The organism is Tepidimonas fonticaldi (genome assembly GCF_001675355.1).
Taxonomy (GTDB): Bacteria; Pseudomonadota; Gammaproteobacteria; order Burkholderiales; family Burkholderiaceae_C; genus Tepidimonas; species Tepidimonas fonticaldi.
The window spans coordinates 277656-295473 of the sequence record NZ_LZDH01000056.1; the positions used below are offsets into that span (position 1 = coordinate 277656).

Below are 17818 nucleotides of genomic sequence, written 5' to 3' on the forward strand. Positions count from 1 at the left end.
CAATGCTCACTACAATGTCAACAGTGAACGCCATCGTCCGTCACCGCCGCTGGCCGCTTGTGCTGGCCCTTCTGGCGCTGCTGTGGGCAGCGCTGGCGCCCACGCTCGCCCGGGCGTGGGCGGGCGAGCCGCATGCTGGCGAGCGGGTGCAGATCTGCACCAGCACCGGCATGGCCTGGGTGACGCTGGACGCGGCTGGCGACGCCGCGCCGGACGAGGGCGCCGCGGCCGCGATGGCGTGCGACTGGTGCCTGCTGCACGGCGGGCTGGGTTTGCCACCGTCCGAAGCCCGCGCCGGTCTGCCGCCTGTTGCCGACCCCTCGGCGCCCGTCGCCCACGCGGCCCGCCTGGCCGCGCCACCCCAGGCATGGTCGCGGCCGCAGCCGCACGCCCCTCCGCTCCTGTCCGTCTGACGCCGCGCCGCGCGCGGGCCGTTGTGGCCCGCCCCGGCGCCGCCGCCGTGGCCGCCCGCAGCCCGTCGCTGCGCGCAGGGCGCGCCCCCCGTGTCACGACGCCCAGGAGGCAGGTTTGCGATGAACCCCGAACGTTTCGCCGCGGCGCCCCGGCGCCGCTGGCTCGGCCTGGACGCCGCCGCGCTGGCGGCCGCGGCCACCCCGTGGCTGGCCGGCTGCGAGCGCGGTGCCGATCGCCCCGCGCTGCGCGGCATCGACGTCACCGGCGCGCCGTACGGCCGGACGCTCACCCTGACCGGCCAGCACGGCCAGCGCCGCACGCTGGGGGACTTCCGCGGCAAGGTGGTGATGCTGTACTTCGGCTTCGTGCAGTGCCCGGACGTCTGCCCGACGGCGCTGGCGCGTGCGGTGGAGGTGATGCAGCGCCTGGGGCCCGACGCCGGGCGCGTGCAGCTGCTGTTCGTCACCGTCGACCCGGAGCGCGACACCCCCGCGCTGCTGCGCGACTACATGGCGGCGTTTCACCCGTCCTTCCTTGGGCTGACCGGCACGCCGGAGGAGATCGCCGCCGCCGCGCGCGAGTTCAAGGTGTACTACGCCAAGGTGCCCACCGGCAGCGGCTACACCATGGACCACTCGGCGCAGACCTACCTGATCGACGCGCAGGGCCGCCTGCGCATCGTGCTCAAGCACGAGCAGACCGCCGACGACTACGCGCACGACATCGCGTGGCTGCTGCGCGAGGGCGCCTGAGGTCCATGCCGTGCCTGTCGCAACCCTTCTTCCGTTTTCACCCCCGAAAGGAGCCCCGACCATGTCCCGCAATCTGATCCGCAGCGCCGCCGCCGGCGCGCTGCTGGCCCTCACCGCCGCCGCCTGGGCGCAGACCGTCAAGATCGACGAGCCCTGGGTGCGCGGCACCGTCGCGCAGCAGAAGGCCACCGGCGCCTTCATGCGCCTGACCGCACCGGAGCCCATGCGCCTGGTGGCCGGCGAGTCGCCGGTGGCCGGCGTCGTCGAGATCCACGAGATGGCGATGGATGGCGACGTGATGCGCATGCGCGCCATTGCGGGGCTGGCGCTGCCGGCCGGCCGGCCGGTGGAGCTCAAGCCCGGCGGCTACCACGTGATGCTGATGGACCTCAAGCGCCCGCTCGCCGGCGGCGAGACGGTGCCGCTGACGCTGGTGTTCGAGAACGCCGCCGGCCAGCGCGTGCGCCAGGAGGTGCAGGCCAAGGTGATGGCGCTGGGCGCGCAGCCCGGCGCCATGGGCGCCGGACCGCAGGGCGGCCACCGGCACTGAGACACCGAAGAGGAGCAACCCCGATGCAAACCTCCGTTCTGACTGCTCGACGTTCCCTGGCGCGCCGCGCCGCCACCGCCGCGCAGCGCCAGGCGCTGGGGCAGTTCCGCAAGGAGGCGATGCCGCGCCGCATCGCGCTGACCCAGCGCATCCGCGAGCTGCGTGGCGAGCTGCGGCTGGCCATCCTGGACGGCGCACCCGCCGCCCGCCGCGACGAGCTGCGCCAGCAGCTCGTGCAGGCCGAGCAGGAGCACCTGCAGGCGCGCGGGCGCTGCGTCGATTTCGTGCGCTCGACCCTGTCGCCGGAACAGTTTGCGCGCGTGCGCCAGTGGTACCTCGATGGCATCCAGTGACCTGACCCAGGCACCCGTGGTGGTGCTGGCCCCCCAGCAGACCGTGTTCGAGGTCGGCGGCCGCGGCGGACCCTGGCGCGTCGAACGCGGGTTGGTTCGGCTGGACCGCATTGGCCGTGACGGCCCGCTGCTGGTGATGTTGGCCGAGCCGGGCGACTGGCTTGGCCTCGACGCGCTGGCAGGGCAGACACACGGCTGGCGCGCCACGGCCATTACCCCGGTCACGGTGCGCGGGCCGCTGCAGCCCGTCCACGACGGCGAGCGCGCCCGTTGGCTGACCGAGGCGCTGCTGCAACAGCCCGAACGGGCGCATGCGATGGCGCTGCTGCGCACCGGCTCGGTGCGTCAGCGGCTGGCCTCGCTGCTGCGGCTGCTGGCCCGGCCCGATGTGCTGGGCGACGCCGGTGGGCCCGCGGGTCTGCGTGGCCGCCTGCCGCCGCTGCGCGTGCTGGCGGAGCTGGTGGACGCCAAGCACGAGACGGTGTGCCGCGTGCTCGGCGAGCTGCTGCCGCGCGAGCCCCAGACCGCACCCGGCGCCGCTGGCCTGCTGGCGGCGGCCTGACCTGTCGCTGTCCGTTCAGCCGTCACACCGGCTCGGGCGCCGGCTGGCGCCCCGCCGGCGCGGGCGGGGCGGCCGCCCCGGCGCCGCGAGCGAACGTGACCACGTGGTCCACCGCGGCGCGGATGCCGATCCACTCCCCGATCGCATGGTCGTGGTGCGACGGCACGTGCACCTGCAGCAATTGGCCGTCGGCCAGCCGCAGCGTGTACAGGAACTCCGCGCCGCGGAAGGCCTTGCGCACGATCTCGGCCCGAAACGGCGAGGCGTCGTCATGCACCACATCGTCGGCGCGCAGCAGCACCTCGCACAGCCCGTCGGGGAAGGCGCTGGGCAGAGGGCACTCGGCCACGTCTTCCAGCTCGCCCAGGGGCGTTTCCACCACCACCTGCTGGCCCCGCGTCAAGATGCGCGCCGGCGCAAACACGCCGTGCCCGATGAACTCCGCGACGAAGCGCGTGGCCGGCCGGTGGTACAGCGCATAGGCGTCGTCCCATTGGTGCAGCCGCCCTTGGTGCATGACGCCGATCACGTCCCCGATCGCGAAGGCCTCCATCTGGTCGTGCGTGACGAAGAGCGCCGTGATGCCCGCAGCCTTGATGATGCTGCGGATCTCGTGCGCCAGCCGCTCGCGCAGATCCACATCCAGGTTGGAGAACGGCTCGTCCAGCAACAGCAGGCGCGGCTGCGGGGCCAACGCCCGCGCCAGCGCCACGCGCTGCTGCTGGCCGCCCGAGAGTTCGTGCGGATAGCGCCGCTGCTGGCCCTCCAGCCCAACCAGACGCAGCGCCTCGGCCACCCGGGCGCGGCGCTGGCCGGCGTCCCAGTGGGCCAAGCCAAAGCCCACGTTGCGCTCCACATCCAGGTGCGGAAACAGCGCATAGTCCTGGAACACCATGCCGATGCGCCGGTGTTCCGGCGCCACATGCACGCCGTCGCCGCTGACCGCCTCGCCCCCCAGCGCAATGGTGCCGCCGGCAATGCGCTCCAGCCCCGCCACCGCCCGCAGCAGCGTGGTTTTGCCGCAGCCCGATGGCCCGATGAGCACACCGATATCGCCAGCGCGCAGGCCCAGGGTGACGCCATCGACGGCGGGCTGGGGCGCGCGCGGGTACCGCACGGAAACCTGGGTGACGGCGAGGTCCATGCCTGCATTGTAGATAATGCGCATTCTCATTTGCGCCCGCTCATGGATAGCCCGCCCACCAACCCCCCGGCACCGCATCCCGCGGAGGCCCAGCCCCGTCGGCCGGGCCTCCGCTGGCCCGTGGGCCGGACGCTGGCGCAGGCGGGGCTGCCGCTGTTTGCCGCCGCGCTGGCCTTGCCGGTCATCGCCCTGGTCGTGGCGGCGCTGGCGTGGGATGCCGCATCCGCCAGTGTCCTTCGCGAGATGGCGGCCACGGTGCTGCCCGGGTACGTGTGGACCAGTATTTGGCTGTGCCTGGGCGTGGCGGTGGCGGTGGGGCTGGTCGGGTCGGTGACGGCGGTGGCAGTGACGCTGTTCGACTTTCCCGGACGGCGCACGGCCGAGTGGCTGCTGCTGCTGCCGCTGGCCATGCCGGCGTATGTCGTGGCCTACGCCTACACGGACTTTCTGCAGTTTTCCGGGCCGCTGCAGACCACCTTGCGCGAGGCGTTCGGCTGGCAGGGCCGGCTGTTCCCCGAAATTCGCAACCCCTGGGGCGCGGCCTGGGTGTTCACCTTCACCCTCTACCCCTACGTCTATCTGCTGGCGCGCACGGCGCTGGCGGAGCGCGCGCCCCAGCTGCTGGAGGCGGCGCGGCTGCTGGGCGCACCGCTCGGCCGCCGTGTGCGCGAGGTGGCGCTGCCCCTGGCGCGCCCGGCCATCGCGGCCGGCATCGCCCTGGCGCTGATGGAGACGCTCGCCGATTACGGGGTGGTCAGCTACTTCGGCGTGCAGACCTTCACCGCCGGCATCTACAAGGCGTGGCTGGTGATGGATGACCGCACCGCCGCGGCGCAGCTTGCCCTAATGCTGTTGGCCACCGTGGCCCTGCTGCTCTGGGCAGAGCGGCGGGCGCAACGGCGGTTGCGGTTTTCCGCTCCGCGCGCCCAGCGGCAGGGGGCCGATGCACAGCCCGCGCGGCTGACGGGCCGGCAGGTGGTGCTGGCCTGGGCCGTGTGCGGCCTGCCCGTCGTGTTTGGTTTCGTGCTGCCGGTGGCCTTCATGCTGCGCCCCTTGGTGCAGGGTTGGGATGAGTTGCCCTGGCACGCCTTTGTCGGGTGGGCGCGCAACAGCCTGCTGCTGGCGGGGGGCAGTGCCCTGCTCGCCACGGGGGCGGCCCTCGCGCTGGCCCACGCGGTGCGGCGAGCGCCCAGCGCGCTCAACCGGTGGACGGTGCGTGTGGTGGGCCTTGGGTATGCGGTGCCGGGGGCCGTGGTCGTGGTCGGCCTGCTGCTGCCCGTGGGCTGGGCACAGGCCCGTTGGCCGGACAGCTCGGTGTCCTACTGGGTGACGGCCACGGTGCTGGGCATCGTCTGGGCGTATTTGGTGCGCTTCACGGCAGTGGCGCTGCAGTCGGTACAGAGCGGCTACAGCCGCATTCCCGCCAGTTGGGACGATGCCGCCGCCACCCTCGGGGTCGCGGGCGCCGCTCTGTGGTGGCGCGTGCACTGGCCGCTGCTGCGGCGCTCCACGCTGGCCGCGCTGCTGCTGGTGTTCGTCGATGTGATGAAGGAACTGCCCGCGACGCTGGTCCTGCGGCCCTTCAACAGCGACACACTGGCGGTGGTGGCGCACCAGCTCGCCCGCGACGAGCGCCTGGGCGAAGCCGCCTTGCCTGCACTCGCGCTGGTGGCGGTGGGCTTGATCCCGGTCGTGCTGCTCAGCCGCGCCCTGCGCCGCGGAGAGGCGGCTGCGTGCTGATGGGGTCAGCCCATAGGGCGCTGAGCGTCATTGGCCCCCCCGCCAGGAATCGAACCTGGATTTGCCGCTTAGGAGGCGGCCGTTCTATCCATTGAACTACGGCGGGACATTCGGCAAGCTCTGACGTCGGGCCTTCAGGTTGGCCCACGATGACCAGTGATGTTGGCGTTGGTGGTTGCTACCGAGTGATACCGGTCGCAGTGCACATGGCCAGCATCATCTGGTATGAAGGCAAGCGGCGCGTCGCAAAGGCCGGCAGTCTACACCAAGATGTCCCCGGACCAAGTTAAGGCCTGCACACCCTCACCCCGCCTCAGCAGCCGTGGCGGTGGTTGTTCAGCATCACCCCGAAACAGCGGCTGCCATGGCCGCACAGCTCTACGCCTCGGAGCGCTGGATTTCGGGGGGATTACCGTGTTCATCAGGCTGCCAGCGCCTCGCCCTTGCGCAGCGGCTCGATGGCAGGCTGGCGGCGTTTGGAGGCTCGCCACAGGTCGTACTGGGTCTGCAGTCCCAGCCACAACTCTGGGGACGTACCCAGCCAGCGCGCCAGCCGCAGCGCCATCGATGCCGACACCCCGGAGCGTCCGTTCAGCAACTTTGAGAGCGTCACGCGATCCACGCGCAGGGATTGGGCGGCCTGCGTGACGGTCATGCCGTCGGGCAGCCATTCTTTCAGCACCTCGCCGGGGTGCGGCGGGTTGTGCATGCGGGTGGCGCTCATCTTGCGGCCTCCTAGTGGTAGTCCTGATAGTCCACGACCTCCGCGTCCGTCCCCTCGAACCGGAACGTCAGACGCCAGTTGGCATTCACCCAAACCGCCCAGTGCCCAGCCAAGTCGCCGGTGAGCGGGTGCAGGCGCCACCCTGCTGCATCCATGTCGGCAGGTCCGGTGGCGTTGTCCAGGGTTGCCAGCATCAGGCGCAGCTTGCCTGCATGGTGGGGCTGGATTCCGGCCTTGTTGCCAGTGCGAAAGAACGCCTCCAGTCCGCGATGCCGGAACGAGCGGATCATAGGCAAATTGTTGCGTGTAGCGCTACGCTTGTCAATGGAGGCATCGATGTCATGACCATTTTCAAGCGCGCAGGACGGGCTGAAGAGCAAACGGCTTATGTCGCCGACAGCGAAGGCTACTTGTACGACAAGAGACGTCAGCTCTTGGTGAGTGAGGCAAGAGTCCGCTGGATCGAAGTGTGGTGGAGGTCGGCGGTAACCCCCACCCCAAGACACCACTCGAATGACGTCAATCCGCCCGTATAAAGGTGCCTTATTACATTGCGAAGGGTAGCACGCGCGGCCGCCGTCATCAACGACGGCCTGCCCGGTGAACCCGTTCACGCCGACAACCCCGCATCCGCTCGCCACCATCGGCGAGCATGGATGTGGTGGCCGGCGGCTTACTTGGACAGCAGCCGCATCGCGTCCTCCAGCCCCTTGAGCGTGAGCGGGAACATGCGCCCGCCCATCAGCTGCTGGATGATCGAGATGCTTTGCCGGTACTGCCAGACGCCCTGCGGCTCGGGATTGATCCAGGCAAAGCGCGGGAAGGCGTGCGTCAGGCGCTGCAGCCACTCGGCGCCGGCTTCCTCGTTGTTGTATTCGACGCTGCCGCCGGGCTGCAGGATTTCGTAGGGGCTCATGGTGGCGTCGCCCACGAAGATGAGCTTGTAGTCCTTGTTGTAGCGCCGGATCACGTCCCAGGTGGGGTGTTTCTCGGCGAAGCGGCGGCGGTTGTTCTTCCACACATAGTCGTACACGCAGTTGTGGAAGTAATAGAACTCCAAGTGCTTGAACTCGGCCCGCACGGCCGAAAACAACTCCTCCACCCGCTGGATGTGCTCGTCCATGGTGCCGCCCACGTCCATCAGCAGCAGCACCTTCACATGGTTGTGCCGCTCGGGCACCATCTTGATGTCCAGATAGCCCGCGTTGGCCGCGGTGGCGCGGATGGTGTCGGGCAGGTCCAGCTCCAGGTCCGAGCCCTCGCGCGCAAAGCGCCGCAGCCTCCGCAGCGCCATCTTGATGTTGCGCGTGCCCAGCTCTTGCGTGTCGTCGTAGTCGCGGTAGCTGCGCTGCTCCCACACCTTGACGGCGCTGCGCCCGCCTCCCTTGCCGCCGATGCGGATGCCCTGCGGGTTGTGGCCGCCGTGGCCAAAGGGGCTGGTGCCGCCGGTGCCGATCCACTTGTTGCCGCCGGCGTGGCGCTCTTTCTGCTCTTCCAGGCGCTTGCGCAACTCCTCCATCAACTGGTCCCATTCCAGCCGTGGGGCGTTGGCCTTTTGTTCCTCGGACAGCAGCCGCTCCAGGGTCTGGCGCAGCCAGTCGGCGGGGATGTCTTTGGTGAAGTCTGCGATCTGCTCCACCCCGTGGAAGTACACGGCGAAGGCGCGGTCGAACTTGTCGTAGTGCTTTTCGTCCTTGACCAGGGTGGTGCGGGCCAGGTAGTAGAAGTCGTCGATCGAGCAGGCCTCGGGGTTGAGCGGGCCGACCACGCCGGCCTGCAGGGCTTCCAGCAGCGTGAGGTACTCCTTGACCGACACGGGCAGTCGGGCCGCGCGCAGGGTGTAGAAAAAATCGGTCAGCATGGGGGTGCGGTGTCGCGGGTCAGCGCGGGCGCGTCAACTGGTGCTGCAGGTGCGCCTTTACGCTCGGCCACTCGCTGGCGATGATGCTGTAGACGCAGGTGTCGCGCAAGCTGCCCGGCGCGTCCGGGTGGGTGCAGATCTGGTGGTTGCGCAGCACGCCGTCCAGTTTGGCGCCCAGCCGCTCGATGCCCGCGCGGCTGGCTCGGTTGAAGAAGTGCGTGCGGAATTCCACCGCGATGCACCCCAGCACCTCGAAGGCGTGGCTCAGCAGCATCCATTTGCACTCGGTGTTGAGGGCCGTGCGCTGCACGGCCCGCCGGTACCAGGTGCTGCCGATTTCCAGGCGCCGGTTGGCGGCGTCGATGTGCATGTAGGTGGTCATGCCGACCGCGCGCCCCGCCAGCGGCCCGCTGTGCGCGATGACCGCAAAGGGCAGCATGCTGCCGGCCGCCTGCAGCGACAGGCGGCGTGCGATCTCGGCGCGCATGTCCTGCGGCTGGGGGATGGCGGTGTACCACAGCCGCCACAGCTCGCCGTCCTGCACCGCATCCACCAGGTCGTCGTGGTGCGTCGGCGCCAGGGGCTCCAGCCGGGCGTGCTGGCCGACCAGGGTGACGGGCTGGCACCAAGGGGTCTGGGGTGGGGTCATGGGCACACCGATGCGGGCGGGTGTCAGCGGTTGCGCTGGTTCATGAACACCAGCTTTTCGAACAGCACCAGGTCCTGCTCGTTCTTGAGCAAGGCGCCAACCAGCGGGGGCACCGCCAGCTTGCCGTCGCCCGACTGCAGCGCGCTCGGGGCAATGTCTTCGGCGGCCAGCAGCTTGAGCCAGTCCAGCAGCTCCGACGTGGAGGGCTTCTTCTTCAGCCCCGGCAGTTGCCGGATGTCAAAGAAGGTCCGCATCGCGGCGCCGACCAGCTCGTCCTTCAGGCCGGGGAAGTGCACCTCCACGATCTGCTTCATCGTGGCCGGCTCGGGGAACTTGATGTAGTGGAAGAAGCAGCGGCGCAGGAAGGCGTCGGGCAGCTCCTTCTCGTTGTTGGAGGTGATGAACACCAGCGGCCGATGCCGCGCGCGGATGGTCTCGCGCGTCTCGTAGCAATGGAACTCCATGCGGTCGAGCTCGCGCAGCAGGTCGTTGGGGAACTCGATGTCGGCCTTGTCGATTTCGTCGATCAGCAGCGCCACCGGGCGCTCGGCGGCAAAGGCCTCCCACAGCACACCCTTGACGATGTAGTTGCGGATGTCCTTGACCCGGTCGTCGCCGAGCTGGCTGTCACGCAAGCGGCTGACCGCGTCGTATTCGTACAGGCCCTGCTGCGCTTTGGTCGTGGACTTGATGTGCCACTGCAGCAGCGGCATGTCCAGCGCCCTCGCCACCTCTTCGGCCAGCATGGTCTTGCCGGTGCCAGGCTCGCCCTTGAGCAGCAGCGGTCGCTGCAGCCGGATGGCGGCGTTGACGGCCAGCAGCAGATCGGGGGTCGCAACGTAGGAGGAAGAGCCGGTAAAACGCATGGTTTTTAGGGAGGGAAGGGGGTGGAACGAGTCTATATAATCGCGTGTTGATTTTTGTCAAACGTCCCTCCGATTGTGCTTGCAACATGAACCAAACGATGACCACTCTGCTGAAATCCGTTGTCGCAAGCGCGACCGTCGTTGCTGCCCTGGGCGCACATGCCCAGACCCCCGCGGGGGACGTCAAAGCCGGTGAATCCAAGGCGGCCATGTGCATCGGCTGCCACGGCATCCCGGGTTATCAGAACAGCTTTCCGGAAATCCACAAGGTCCCCAAGATCTCCGGCCAGTCGGCGCCGTACATCGCGGGCGCGCTGCAGGCGTACCGCAAGGGCGATCGCAAGCATCCGACGATGCGCGGCATCGCCGGTTCGCTGTCGGACCAGGACATCGCCGATCTGGCGGCGTTCTACGCTGGGCACAACCCCGGCGTGACCGCGCCCGAGCAGCCCAAGGCGGCCCCGGCGGCCGTCGCCGCGCTGCTCGAAAAAGGCGCTTGCGTGTCGTGCCATGGGGCCAACTTCAGCAAGCCCATCGATCCGAGCTACCCCAAGGTCGCCGGGCAGTATGCGGACTATCTGTACGTCGCCCTCAAGTCGTACAACGTGCAGGGCAACCCGTACATCGGCCGCGCCAATCCGATCATGGCTGGCATCACGCAGCAGTTCAGCAACGCCGAGTTGAAGCAGATCGCCAACTATCTTGCGACCGTGCAGGGCGAGCTGGCGACCAAGCCGCAGCCCCGCTTCCGCTGATCGCGCAAGCGTTTCCTCCCTGATCGACCGGCCCCTTGCGGGCCGGTCGGCGTTTTTGCGGTGCGCCGTGGTCGGTGCCACGGCATGCGAGGAGGCCGTGCCGGGTTTTGGTGGGCCGGGGCGGTAGAATGGAGGGTTTCGTCCAGACCAGAGTCGGTCTGGTGGTGCAACACGATTGGATGGGGGATCGAGCCATGCAAGGGCTTCATCTGACGGCTGATCTGTACGACTGCCGAGGGGCCGACGGTCTGTTGACCGATGCGGCCATGCTGGCCGAGCTGTGCCGGCGCCACACGATCGGGGTGGGGTTGACCCTGGTCGACGAGAAGTGGTATCCGTTTCCGCCTTACAACGGCCAGCCCGGCGGCGTGACCGGCATGCTGCTGCTGGCGGAGTCGCACCTGGCGGTGCACACGTGGCCGGAGCGCCGCGCGGTGACGCTGGACGTCTACGTCTGCAACTTCACCACCGACAACTCGGCCAAGGCCGAGGCGCTGCTGCGCGAGATCGTGGCCGCCTTCGAGCCCGGCCGCAGCGAGATCCACCGTCTGGAGCGCGGCCGCGAGCAGCGCCCGCCGGCGGAGACGATCCTGGAGGCGCTCAACGACGCCGGTGACGCGGTCTATGGCTACACCAGCAGCGAGCGTGTGCTGAGCCGCCGCAGCCCCTACCAGACGATCGAGCTGATGCGCACGCCGCGCTTCGGCCTGGCGATGCGCATCGACGGGCACTTCATGACCTCCGAAGGCGAGGAGTTCTACTACCACGAGTGCCTGGTGCACCCGGCCGCGGTGGCGCACGGCGCGCCGCGGCGCGTGCTGATCATCGGCGGCGGCGACGGCGGCGCGGCGGAGGAGGTGCTCAAGCACCGCAGCGTCGAGCGCGTCGTGATGGCCGAGCTGGACGGCGACGTGGTGGCGATCGCCCAGGAGCATCTGCGTGCGGTGCACCGCGGCGTCTTCGACGACCCGCGGCTGGAGGTGCGCATCGGCGACGGCCTGGCGTACGTGGCCGAGACCGCGGAGCGCTTCGACCTGATCCTGCTGGATCTGACCGACCCGGAGACGCCGGCCGGCTCGCTGTACCAGGAACCGTTCTTCCGCTCGCTCAAGCGCATCCTGAACCCGGGCGGGGCGGTGGTGCTGCACACCGGCACCCCGGTGTTCGAGCCGCAGCAGGTGCGCCGCATCAACGCCGAGCTGCGCGCGGTGTTCGAGCAGGTGCATCCGTTCGGGCTCTACATTCCGCTCTACGGCGCGTACTGGGGCTTTGCCATCGCCTCCGACCGGCTGCAGCCGCGCGCGCTGGATGCGGCCACGCTGCAGGCGCGCGTGGCGGCGCTGCCGGACCTGCAGTATTACAACGCCGAGGTGCACCCGGCGCTGTTCGCGCTGCCGACCTACTACCGCCAGCTGGTGCAGCCGCAGCCTGCCGCCGCCCCGGCGGCGTCCCTGGGCTGTTGCGCCGAGGCCGCGCCGGTCTGACCACGGTCAACCGGACAAGGTAATATCGTTGCCAAGCGGGCGACGGCCGTCCGCACCACAAAGGGGCGCATGTGGCGCATGACGACGGATCGCGGGGTCGGTGGGGGTGCGGGGATGCCGGTCCCGGTGGGGCGTGCCGCGCCCGCCTCGGCCGTCGCAGCGCGCTGGCCGGCGGCTTGCTGGCGCTGACGGCGGCCGCCCAGGCCGAAGCCCCGCTCACCGAGGCCGATTACTACGCCCCGCTGCCGCAGGTCCTGACGGTTACGCGGCTGGCGCAGCCGCTGGACGACGTGCCCGGGGCGGTGACGGTGATCGACCGCGACACCATCCGGCGCACGCCCGTCCGCGATGTGACCGATCTGCTGCGCCTGGTGCCGGGCTACATGGTGGGCGGTTTCAACGGCGCCAACGTCACCGCGGCCTACCACATGCCGCTGGACGAGTACGGTCAACGCAACCTCGTGCTGGTGGATGGTCGGTCCATCTACAGCAGCGGCTATCTGGGCGGGACCATGCGCGGGCTGATGACGGTGACGCTTGATGACATCGAGCGCATCGAGATTCTGCGCGGCACCAATTCCGCAGCCTATGGCGCGAACGCGCTCTTTGGCGTCATCAACATCGTCACGCGCCATGCCGCCGACGTGGAGCGGCGCCGCGTGGCCGTCACGCTGGGCAACGACGGCATCCGCGACGTGACGGCGGGGCTGGCGTGGGAGGACGCGGGCACCTTTCACCGCTTGACCGCGCACCGGCGCGGCGACGAGGGCTACCGGCCCACCGGGGGCATCAACGACGACCGCCGCATCGCCCAGTTGCACTGGCGGGCCGACGGCAACGCCGGCCCCGGGTTGGAATGGTCGTGGCGGGCGGGGGTGTCGGATTTGGCGCTGGGCGTCGGCTACGTGGGCAACCCGGGCGATGCACCGCGCACGCTGCGCTACCGCAACACGTGCGCACACGGCGTGGCGCGGCAGGAACTGTCGGCCCACGATTCGCTGCAGTGGTCGCTGGCGTGGGATCGCATCGACATCGAGGACCGCTTCGACTACGCGCCCATCCGGCCGGTGACGGTGGATTTTGGCGGTCGCGAAGACCGCATCGCGCTGGAGGTGCAACACCAGCGCCAGTGGAGCGACACGTGGCGTACCGTGGGCGGGATCGGCTGGTCCGACGATCGCGCGCGGTCACGTCCGCTGTTCGACACCGATGCCGCCGTGTCCGTGCAACGCTGGCGCTTGTTCGGCACCGCCGAGTGGGCGCTGGCACCGGACTGGCTGCTCAACGCGGGGCTGTATGCCAGCCACCACAGCCGCCTGGGCACGAGTGCCTGGCCGCGGTTGATGGTCAACCATCAAGTGGCCGAGCACCACACCCTGCGTCTGGGGGTCACGCGGGCGGAGCGCGATCCGTCGCTGTTCGATCTTTCGGCCAATGTGCGCTATCGCTTCCCGACGCCGCCGTACGAGATTGCCACCTTTGTCTCCAGCGGAACGGTCGGCCCCGAGCGACTCGATGTGCAGGAGGTCGGCTACCTGGGGCACTGGCCCGAGCGACAGCTCACCCTGGACGTGCGGCTGGCGCGCGAGCGGCTGCGCGACTACATCGAAACCGTGTCGCGCGGCGGCCAACGGCGGGATTTCGTCAACCGGGGTGGCTTCGTGCTGCGCGCGCTGGAGTACCAGTTGCGCTGGAACCCCTCGCGCGAGACGCAGGTGTGGCTGGGCCAAGTCTGGACGGACACCGAGTGGATCGATGCCGACTATCTGCGCCAGCCGCCCAAGCGCATGCTGACGTCCGGGTGGTGGCAGCGGCTGCCGCAGGGGTGGGATGCCTCGGTCGTCTTGACGGCGCAAAGCCGCATGAGCTGGCGGCGCCCCGGCGTGAATTCGCTGCCCGGGCGTGGGCGCGTCGATGTGCGGCTGGCGCGCACCTGGCGCCTGGGCGATGCCGAATCCGAGCTGGCCTTCACCGTCCAGTCCCTGGGCGGGGCGCAGTCGGCCTTCCTCCCGGAGCGGGTGCTGGATCGCCGCGTGTTCCTGACCTGGCGCCTGTCGCAGTGAGGGGGGCGTGAGCGGGCCGGTGGCGTCGACGGGGGAGGGCTGGCGCCGGCGCCGGCTGCTGTTGGGCGCGGCCCTGCTCGGGGTGGTGGGGCGCGGCGTGGCGTCGTCGCCGCGCGTGTGGCTGGTACCTTCCGATACCGGATCCGCGAACGAGGAAGCCGCCACCGCGGTGCGCGAGGGGTTGGCTGCCATGGCCGCGGTGGAGCAGACCGGGTGGGAGGCCGGCGTCGTCGCGGGGTCGGGGGCGGATCGCGATGCGCCCCGGGTGATCGTCACCCTGGGCACGGCCGCCTTGCGGGGCATGATGGCCCGACGTGCGCGCGAGCCCGCCCTGGCCGCGGTGCCGCTGGTCGCGGGCCTGGTGCCACGCCACGCCATCGAGGCGGAGGTCCCCTCCGGCAGCCGCCAGGTGGCGGTGATTGCGCTCGATCAACCCGTGGAGCGGTATGGCGAGCTGGTGCGGCAGGCCATGCCCCAGCGGCGCCGCCTGGGTCTGCTGGTCGGCACGCCCGTGGCGGGCAGCGTGGAGGCGTTGCAACGCTGGGCCGCCCGTGCGGGGCGGGACTTGCAGATCGAGCCGGTGCGCAGCGAGGGCCTGGCCCCGGCGCTGCGGCGGGTGCTGGAGACCGCCGATGTGCTGCTGGCCGTCCCCGACCCGGCCATTTTTACGCCGGAGGCACTGCAGAACATTCTGATCGCGTCGTACCGCCGGCGCGTGCCCGTGGTCAGCTATGCCCCTGCCCATGTGCGGGCCGGTGCCGTGCTGGCGCTGGCGGTCACGCCGGCACAGGCGGGCCGGCAGATTGCCGAGGCGGCGCGCGCCGCCCTGCAAGGGCGCGCACTGCCCGCGCTGGCGCTGGCGCGCGACTTTGCCGTCGCGGTCAACGAACCCGTGGCTCGGTCGCTGGAGCTGGTGTTGCCGACGGCCGCCGCGCTGGAGGCGGCGTTGCGCCAAGCCGATCGGCAGGAGGGGCGGGGATGAACTGGCAGCAGCAGCGGCGACGCATAGGCTGGCGGCTGTGGTGGGCCGCAGCGCTGCCGGCATTGCTGGTGCTGCTGGTGCTGACCGTCGGACTGGTGGAGCGCCACCGCCAGGACGTCACCGCCGCCTGGCAGCAGCGCGCCGTGGCCAGCGCGCAGCAACTCGCGGCGGCGTCGGAGTTTGCCCTGTTCGCCGACGACGGCGTGGCGCTGGAGCAACTCGTCGAAGGGGCGCGGGCGCGCGATGCGCAACTGCTCGGCATCGCCCTCTACGGGCGGGATCAGCGCCTGCGGGCGCTGGTGGGGCAGGTCCGCATCACGCCGGCCATGCTGGGGGACGTCGACATCGTGACGGTCGGGCAGGCCGACATCCTCGTCATCGCGCCCGTGCGGCAGCGGATCGTGGGTGGGGACGACTGGTTCTACCCCGGGGCAGGGGCGCAGGCGTCGTCTGCCGCGTCGGGCCCGCCCTTGGGGCATGTCGTGTTACGCCTGGACATCAGTGGCCTGCAGCGCGACCGCCAGGCCTTCTGGGGCTGGGCGCTCGCGCTGGCGCTGCTGGCGTTGGTGCTGGCGGGTGTGCTCGCGCAGCGCATTGCCGCCAGCGTGACCCGGCCGCTTGCGCACATCAGCGAAGTCGTCGGGCACATCGGCCGGGGCGAGCTGGATGCGCGCACCGACCCGGCGCGGCGCGGCATTCTGGATGCGCTGGCGCAGGGCGTGGACGCGATGGCCGACGCCGTGGCGTCCGACCAGGCCCGTCTGGAGCAACGCGTGCGGGTGGCCACCGAAGAGCTGCGCCGCCAGAAAGAGGAGGCCGAGCGACAGGCCCGGGTCGATCTGCTGACGGGTCTGGGCACGCGCCGCGCCTTCACCGAGGCTGCCCAGGCCGAGGTGTTGCGCGCCCACCGCTATGGCGAGCCGCTGGCGCTGCTGATGTTCGACCTGGACCACTTCAAGGCCATCAACGACACCTTCGGCCATGCGGTCGGCGATGCCGTGCTGGCGGGCTTCGGCCGCGATCTGGCGGCCGGCCTGCGCGAGGTGGATGTGATGGCGCGGCTGGGGGGCGAGGAGTTCGTGGCGCTGCTGCCGCGCTGCGATCCGGCGTCCGCCGAGGCGGCGGCGGAGCGCGTGCGCCAACTGGCGGAGCAGCGCCAGCTGCAGCAGCACGGGCGCACCATCCGGGTGACGGTCAGCGTCGGCGTGGCGCTGCTGCACCCGCACGACGCCGATTGGGAGGCCTTGCTCGCGCGCGCCGACCGCGCGCTGTACGAGGCCAAACGCCACGGGCGCAACCGGGTGGTCGTCGCGCCGCCCCCGACGCCATCGGCCGATTGAGCGGCGGGCACCGGCCCGATGGGCGGGCCGGCGTGCCGGTGGGGGGTCAGGCCAGAGGGGCCAGACGGGCGCGGTGGCGCTCGATCTGCGCCTGCACCTGGGCCGGCGCGGTGCCGCCCAGGGTGTTGCGGGCCTGCAGCGAGCCGCGCAGGCTCAGCACGTCGTACACGTCCTTCTCGATCAGGGGGTGGAAGCCCTGCAGCACCGCCAGCGGCAGCTCCGACAGGTCGCAGGCATGGCTGGTGGCAGCCTTGACGGCGTGCGCCACCGTCTCGTGCGCGTCGCGGAACGGCACGCCCTTCTTGACCAGGTAGTCGGCCAAGTCGGTGGCGGTGGCGTAGCCGCGCCGCGCCGCGGCCTCCATCGCCTCGCGGTTCACCGTCAGACCGCCTGAGCGCTGCCCGGTGGCCGGGTCGCGCTCGCCGCCGATCATGTCGGTGAAGATGCGCAGCGTGTCCTTGAGCGTGTCCACCGTGTCGAACAGCGGCTCCTTGTCTTCCTGGTTGTCCTTGTTGTAGGCCAGCGGCTGGCCCTTCATCAGCGTCAGCAGCCCCATCAGGTGGCCGACGACCCGGCCGGTCTTGCCGCGCGCCAGTTCCGGCACGTCGGGGTTCTTCTTTTGCGGCATGATGGAGCTGCCGGTGGTGAAGCGGTCGGCGATGCGGATGAAGCCGAAGTTCTGGCTCATCCACAGGATCAGCTCCTCGCTCAGGCGGCTGACGTGCACCATGATCAGTGCCGCGGCGGCGCTGAACTCGATGGCGAAGTCGCGGTCGCTGACCGCATCGAGGCTGTTGAGGCACAGCTGCGGCTCGCCGCGCTCATCGACCATGCCGAGCGTGCGCGCCACGCGCGCGCGGTCCAGCGGGTAGGTGGTGCCGGCCAGCGCGGCGCTGCCCAGCGGCAGGCGGTTGGTGCGGCGGCGCACGTCGGCCAGCCGCTCCTCGTCGCGCGCGAACATCTCCACGTAGGCCAGCAGGTGGTGCGCGAAGCTGACCGGCTGCGCCACCTGCAGGTGCGTGAAGCCCGGCAGGATCACGTCCACGTGCCGCGCGGCCACCTCCACCAGCGCCGCCTGCAGCTCGCGCAGCAGCGTGGCGATGGCGTCGATCTCGTCGCGCAGCCACAGGCGCACGTCGGTGGCGACCTGGTCGTTGCGGCTGCGGCCGGTGTGCAGCCGCTTGCCGGCGTCGCCGACCAGCTGCGTCAGCCGCGCCTCGATGTTGAGGTGCACGTCCTCCAGGTCCAGTTTCCACTCGAACTGGCCGGACTCGATCTCGGCGCGGATCTGCGCCATGCCGCGCTGGATGTCGGCCCAGTCCTGCGCGCTGATGATGCCCTGCGCCGCGAGCATCTCGGCGTGCGCCAGGCTGCCCTGGATGTCGGCCTGCCACAGCCGCCGGTCGAAGAAGACGCTGGCGGTGTAGCGCTTGACCAGCTCGCTCATCGGTTCGGAAAACAGGGCCGACCAGGCCTGGGACTTGGCATCGAGCTGATTGGGCGACATGGCGGGACGGGTGGGGTGGGGCGCCGATGGACGACAGCCGGGCGCAAGGGTATAAATAGAGCAACGACGATT

At 70.4% G+C, this 17818-nt stretch carries 18 protein-coding genes and 1 tRNA gene; 11 read left to right on the plus strand and 8 right to left on the minus strand.

Features of this window, described 5'->3' with window-relative positions; translation table 11 throughout:
- Nucleotides 1–23 precede the first annotated feature (23 nt).
- The 5 genes from A9O67_RS07070 (at nt 24) to A9O67_RS07090 (ending at nt 2631) form a co-directional block, all read left to right on the plus strand.
- Nucleotides 24–413: a DUF2946 family protein gene (locus A9O67_RS07070; RefSeq protein ID WP_068608793.1), complete on the plus strand. Its 390-nt coding sequence runs from the start codon at nt 24–26 to the stop codon at nt 411–413.
- A 120-nt stretch (nt 414–533) separates the two neighbouring features.
- Complete coding sequence (locus A9O67_RS07075) at nt 534–1166, plus strand: SCO family protein (protein ID WP_068608795.1); 633 nt, start codon at nt 534–536, stop codon at nt 1164–1166.
- Nucleotides 1167–1227: 61 nt separating this feature from the next.
- Nucleotides 1228–1716, plus strand: coding sequence for a copper chaperone PCu(A)C (locus tag A9O67_RS07080; protein WP_068608797.1), 489 nt, complete (start codon nt 1228–1230; stop codon nt 1714–1716).
- Nucleotides 1717–1739: 23 nt separating this feature from the next.
- Entirely contained in the window at nt 1740–2069 is a 330-nt protein-coding gene (locus tag A9O67_RS07085; RefSeq protein WP_068608799.1) for a hypothetical protein, read from the plus strand.
- Complete coding sequence (locus tag A9O67_RS07090) at nt 2056–2631, plus strand: hypothetical protein (protein ID WP_068608801.1); 576 nt, start codon at nt 2056–2058, stop codon at nt 2629–2631. Before A9O67_RS07085 ends, A9O67_RS07090 begins: the two co-directional genes overlap by 14 nt.
- Nucleotides 2632–2653: 22 nt before the next feature.
- On the opposite strand, the gene A9O67_RS07095 is transcribed toward A9O67_RS07090, so the two are convergent.
- A complete protein-coding gene (locus tag A9O67_RS07095; protein WP_068609829.1) occupies nt 2654–3775 on the minus strand; it encodes an ABC transporter ATP-binding protein in 1122 nt (373 codons plus the stop codon).
- A 120-nt stretch (nt 3776–3895) separates the two neighbouring features.
- Between A9O67_RS07095 and A9O67_RS07100 the strand changes: the two genes are divergently transcribed.
- Entirely contained in the window at nt 3896–5515 is a 1620-nt protein-coding gene (locus A9O67_RS07100; protein ID WP_068608802.1) for an ABC transporter permease, read from the plus strand.
- 31 nt (nt 5516–5546) lie between these two features.
- On the opposite strand, the gene A9O67_RS07105 is transcribed toward A9O67_RS07100, so the two are convergent.
- The 6 genes from A9O67_RS07105 to A9O67_RS07130 form a co-directional block, all read right to left on the minus strand.
- Nucleotides 5547–5621, minus strand: a tRNA-Arg gene (locus tag A9O67_RS07105).
- Nucleotides 5622–5936: 315 nt separating this feature from the next.
- Nucleotides 5937–6239, minus strand: a complete 303-nt coding sequence (locus A9O67_RS07110) for a HigA family addiction module antitoxin (RefSeq protein WP_068608804.1) — start codon at nt 6237–6239, stop codon at nt 5937–5939.
- An 11-nt stretch (nt 6240–6250) separates the two neighbouring features.
- Nucleotides 6251–6529 (minus strand): type II toxin-antitoxin system RelE/ParE family toxin, encoded by a 279-nt coding sequence (locus tag A9O67_RS07115; RefSeq protein WP_068608806.1) that lies wholly within the window; start codon nt 6527–6529, stop codon nt 6251–6253.
- Between the two features lie 383 nt (nt 6530–6912).
- Nucleotides 6913–8100: a vWA domain-containing protein gene (locus A9O67_RS07120; protein WP_068608808.1), complete on the minus strand. Its 1188-nt coding sequence runs from the start codon at nt 8098–8100 to the stop codon at nt 6913–6915.
- Between the two features lie 19 nt (nt 8101–8119).
- Nucleotides 8120–8749, minus strand: a complete 630-nt coding sequence (locus A9O67_RS07125; protein ID WP_068608810.1) for a GNAT family N-acetyltransferase — start codon at nt 8747–8749, stop codon at nt 8120–8122.
- Nucleotides 8750–8772: 23 nt separating this feature from the next.
- On the minus strand, nt 8773–9615 hold the full coding sequence (locus A9O67_RS07130) for an AAA family ATPase (protein WP_068608812.1): 843 nt from the start codon (nt 9613–9615) through the stop codon (nt 8773–8775).
- An 86-nt stretch (nt 9616–9701) separates the two neighbouring features.
- Here A9O67_RS07130 and A9O67_RS07135 point away from each other — a divergent pair, with 86 nt between their 5' ends.
- The 5 genes from A9O67_RS07135 (at nt 9702) to A9O67_RS07155 (ending at nt 16239) form a co-directional block, all read left to right on the plus strand.
- Entirely contained in the window at nt 9702–10370 is a 669-nt protein-coding gene (locus A9O67_RS07135; protein WP_068608814.1) for a c-type cytochrome, read from the plus strand.
- 194 nt (nt 10371–10564) lie between these two features.
- The gene (speE, locus tag A9O67_RS07140) at nt 10565–11854 is read left to right on the plus strand and encodes a polyamine aminopropyltransferase (protein WP_068608815.1); all 1290 of its coding nucleotides are present in this window, start codon (nt 10565–10567) and stop codon (nt 11852–11854) included.
- 176 nt (nt 11855–12030) lie between these two features.
- Nucleotides 12031–13917 carry a TonB-dependent receptor plug domain-containing protein gene (locus A9O67_RS07145; protein WP_068608818.1) on the plus strand — a complete coding sequence of 629 codons (1887 nt, stop codon included), beginning with the start codon at nt 12031–12033 and terminating at the stop codon, nt 13915–13917.
- Nucleotides 13918–13924: 7 nt separating this feature from the next.
- Nucleotides 13925–14899 (plus strand): ABC transporter substrate-binding protein, encoded by a 975-nt coding sequence (locus A9O67_RS07150; RefSeq protein WP_068608820.1) that lies wholly within the window; start codon nt 13925–13927, stop codon nt 14897–14899.
- On the plus strand, nt 14896–16239 hold the full coding sequence (locus tag A9O67_RS07155; RefSeq protein ID WP_068608822.1) for a GGDEF domain-containing protein: 1344 nt from the start codon (nt 14896–14898) through the stop codon (nt 16237–16239). Before A9O67_RS07150 ends, A9O67_RS07155 begins: the two co-directional genes overlap by 4 nt.
- 46 nt (nt 16240–16285) lie before the next feature.
- Here the strand turns inward: A9O67_RS07155 and argH are convergent, their stop codons facing one another.
- A complete protein-coding gene (gene argH, locus A9O67_RS07160; protein WP_068608823.1) occupies nt 16286–17746 on the minus strand; it encodes an argininosuccinate lyase in 1461 nt (486 codons plus the stop codon).
- Nucleotides 17747–17818: the final 72 nt, after the last annotated feature.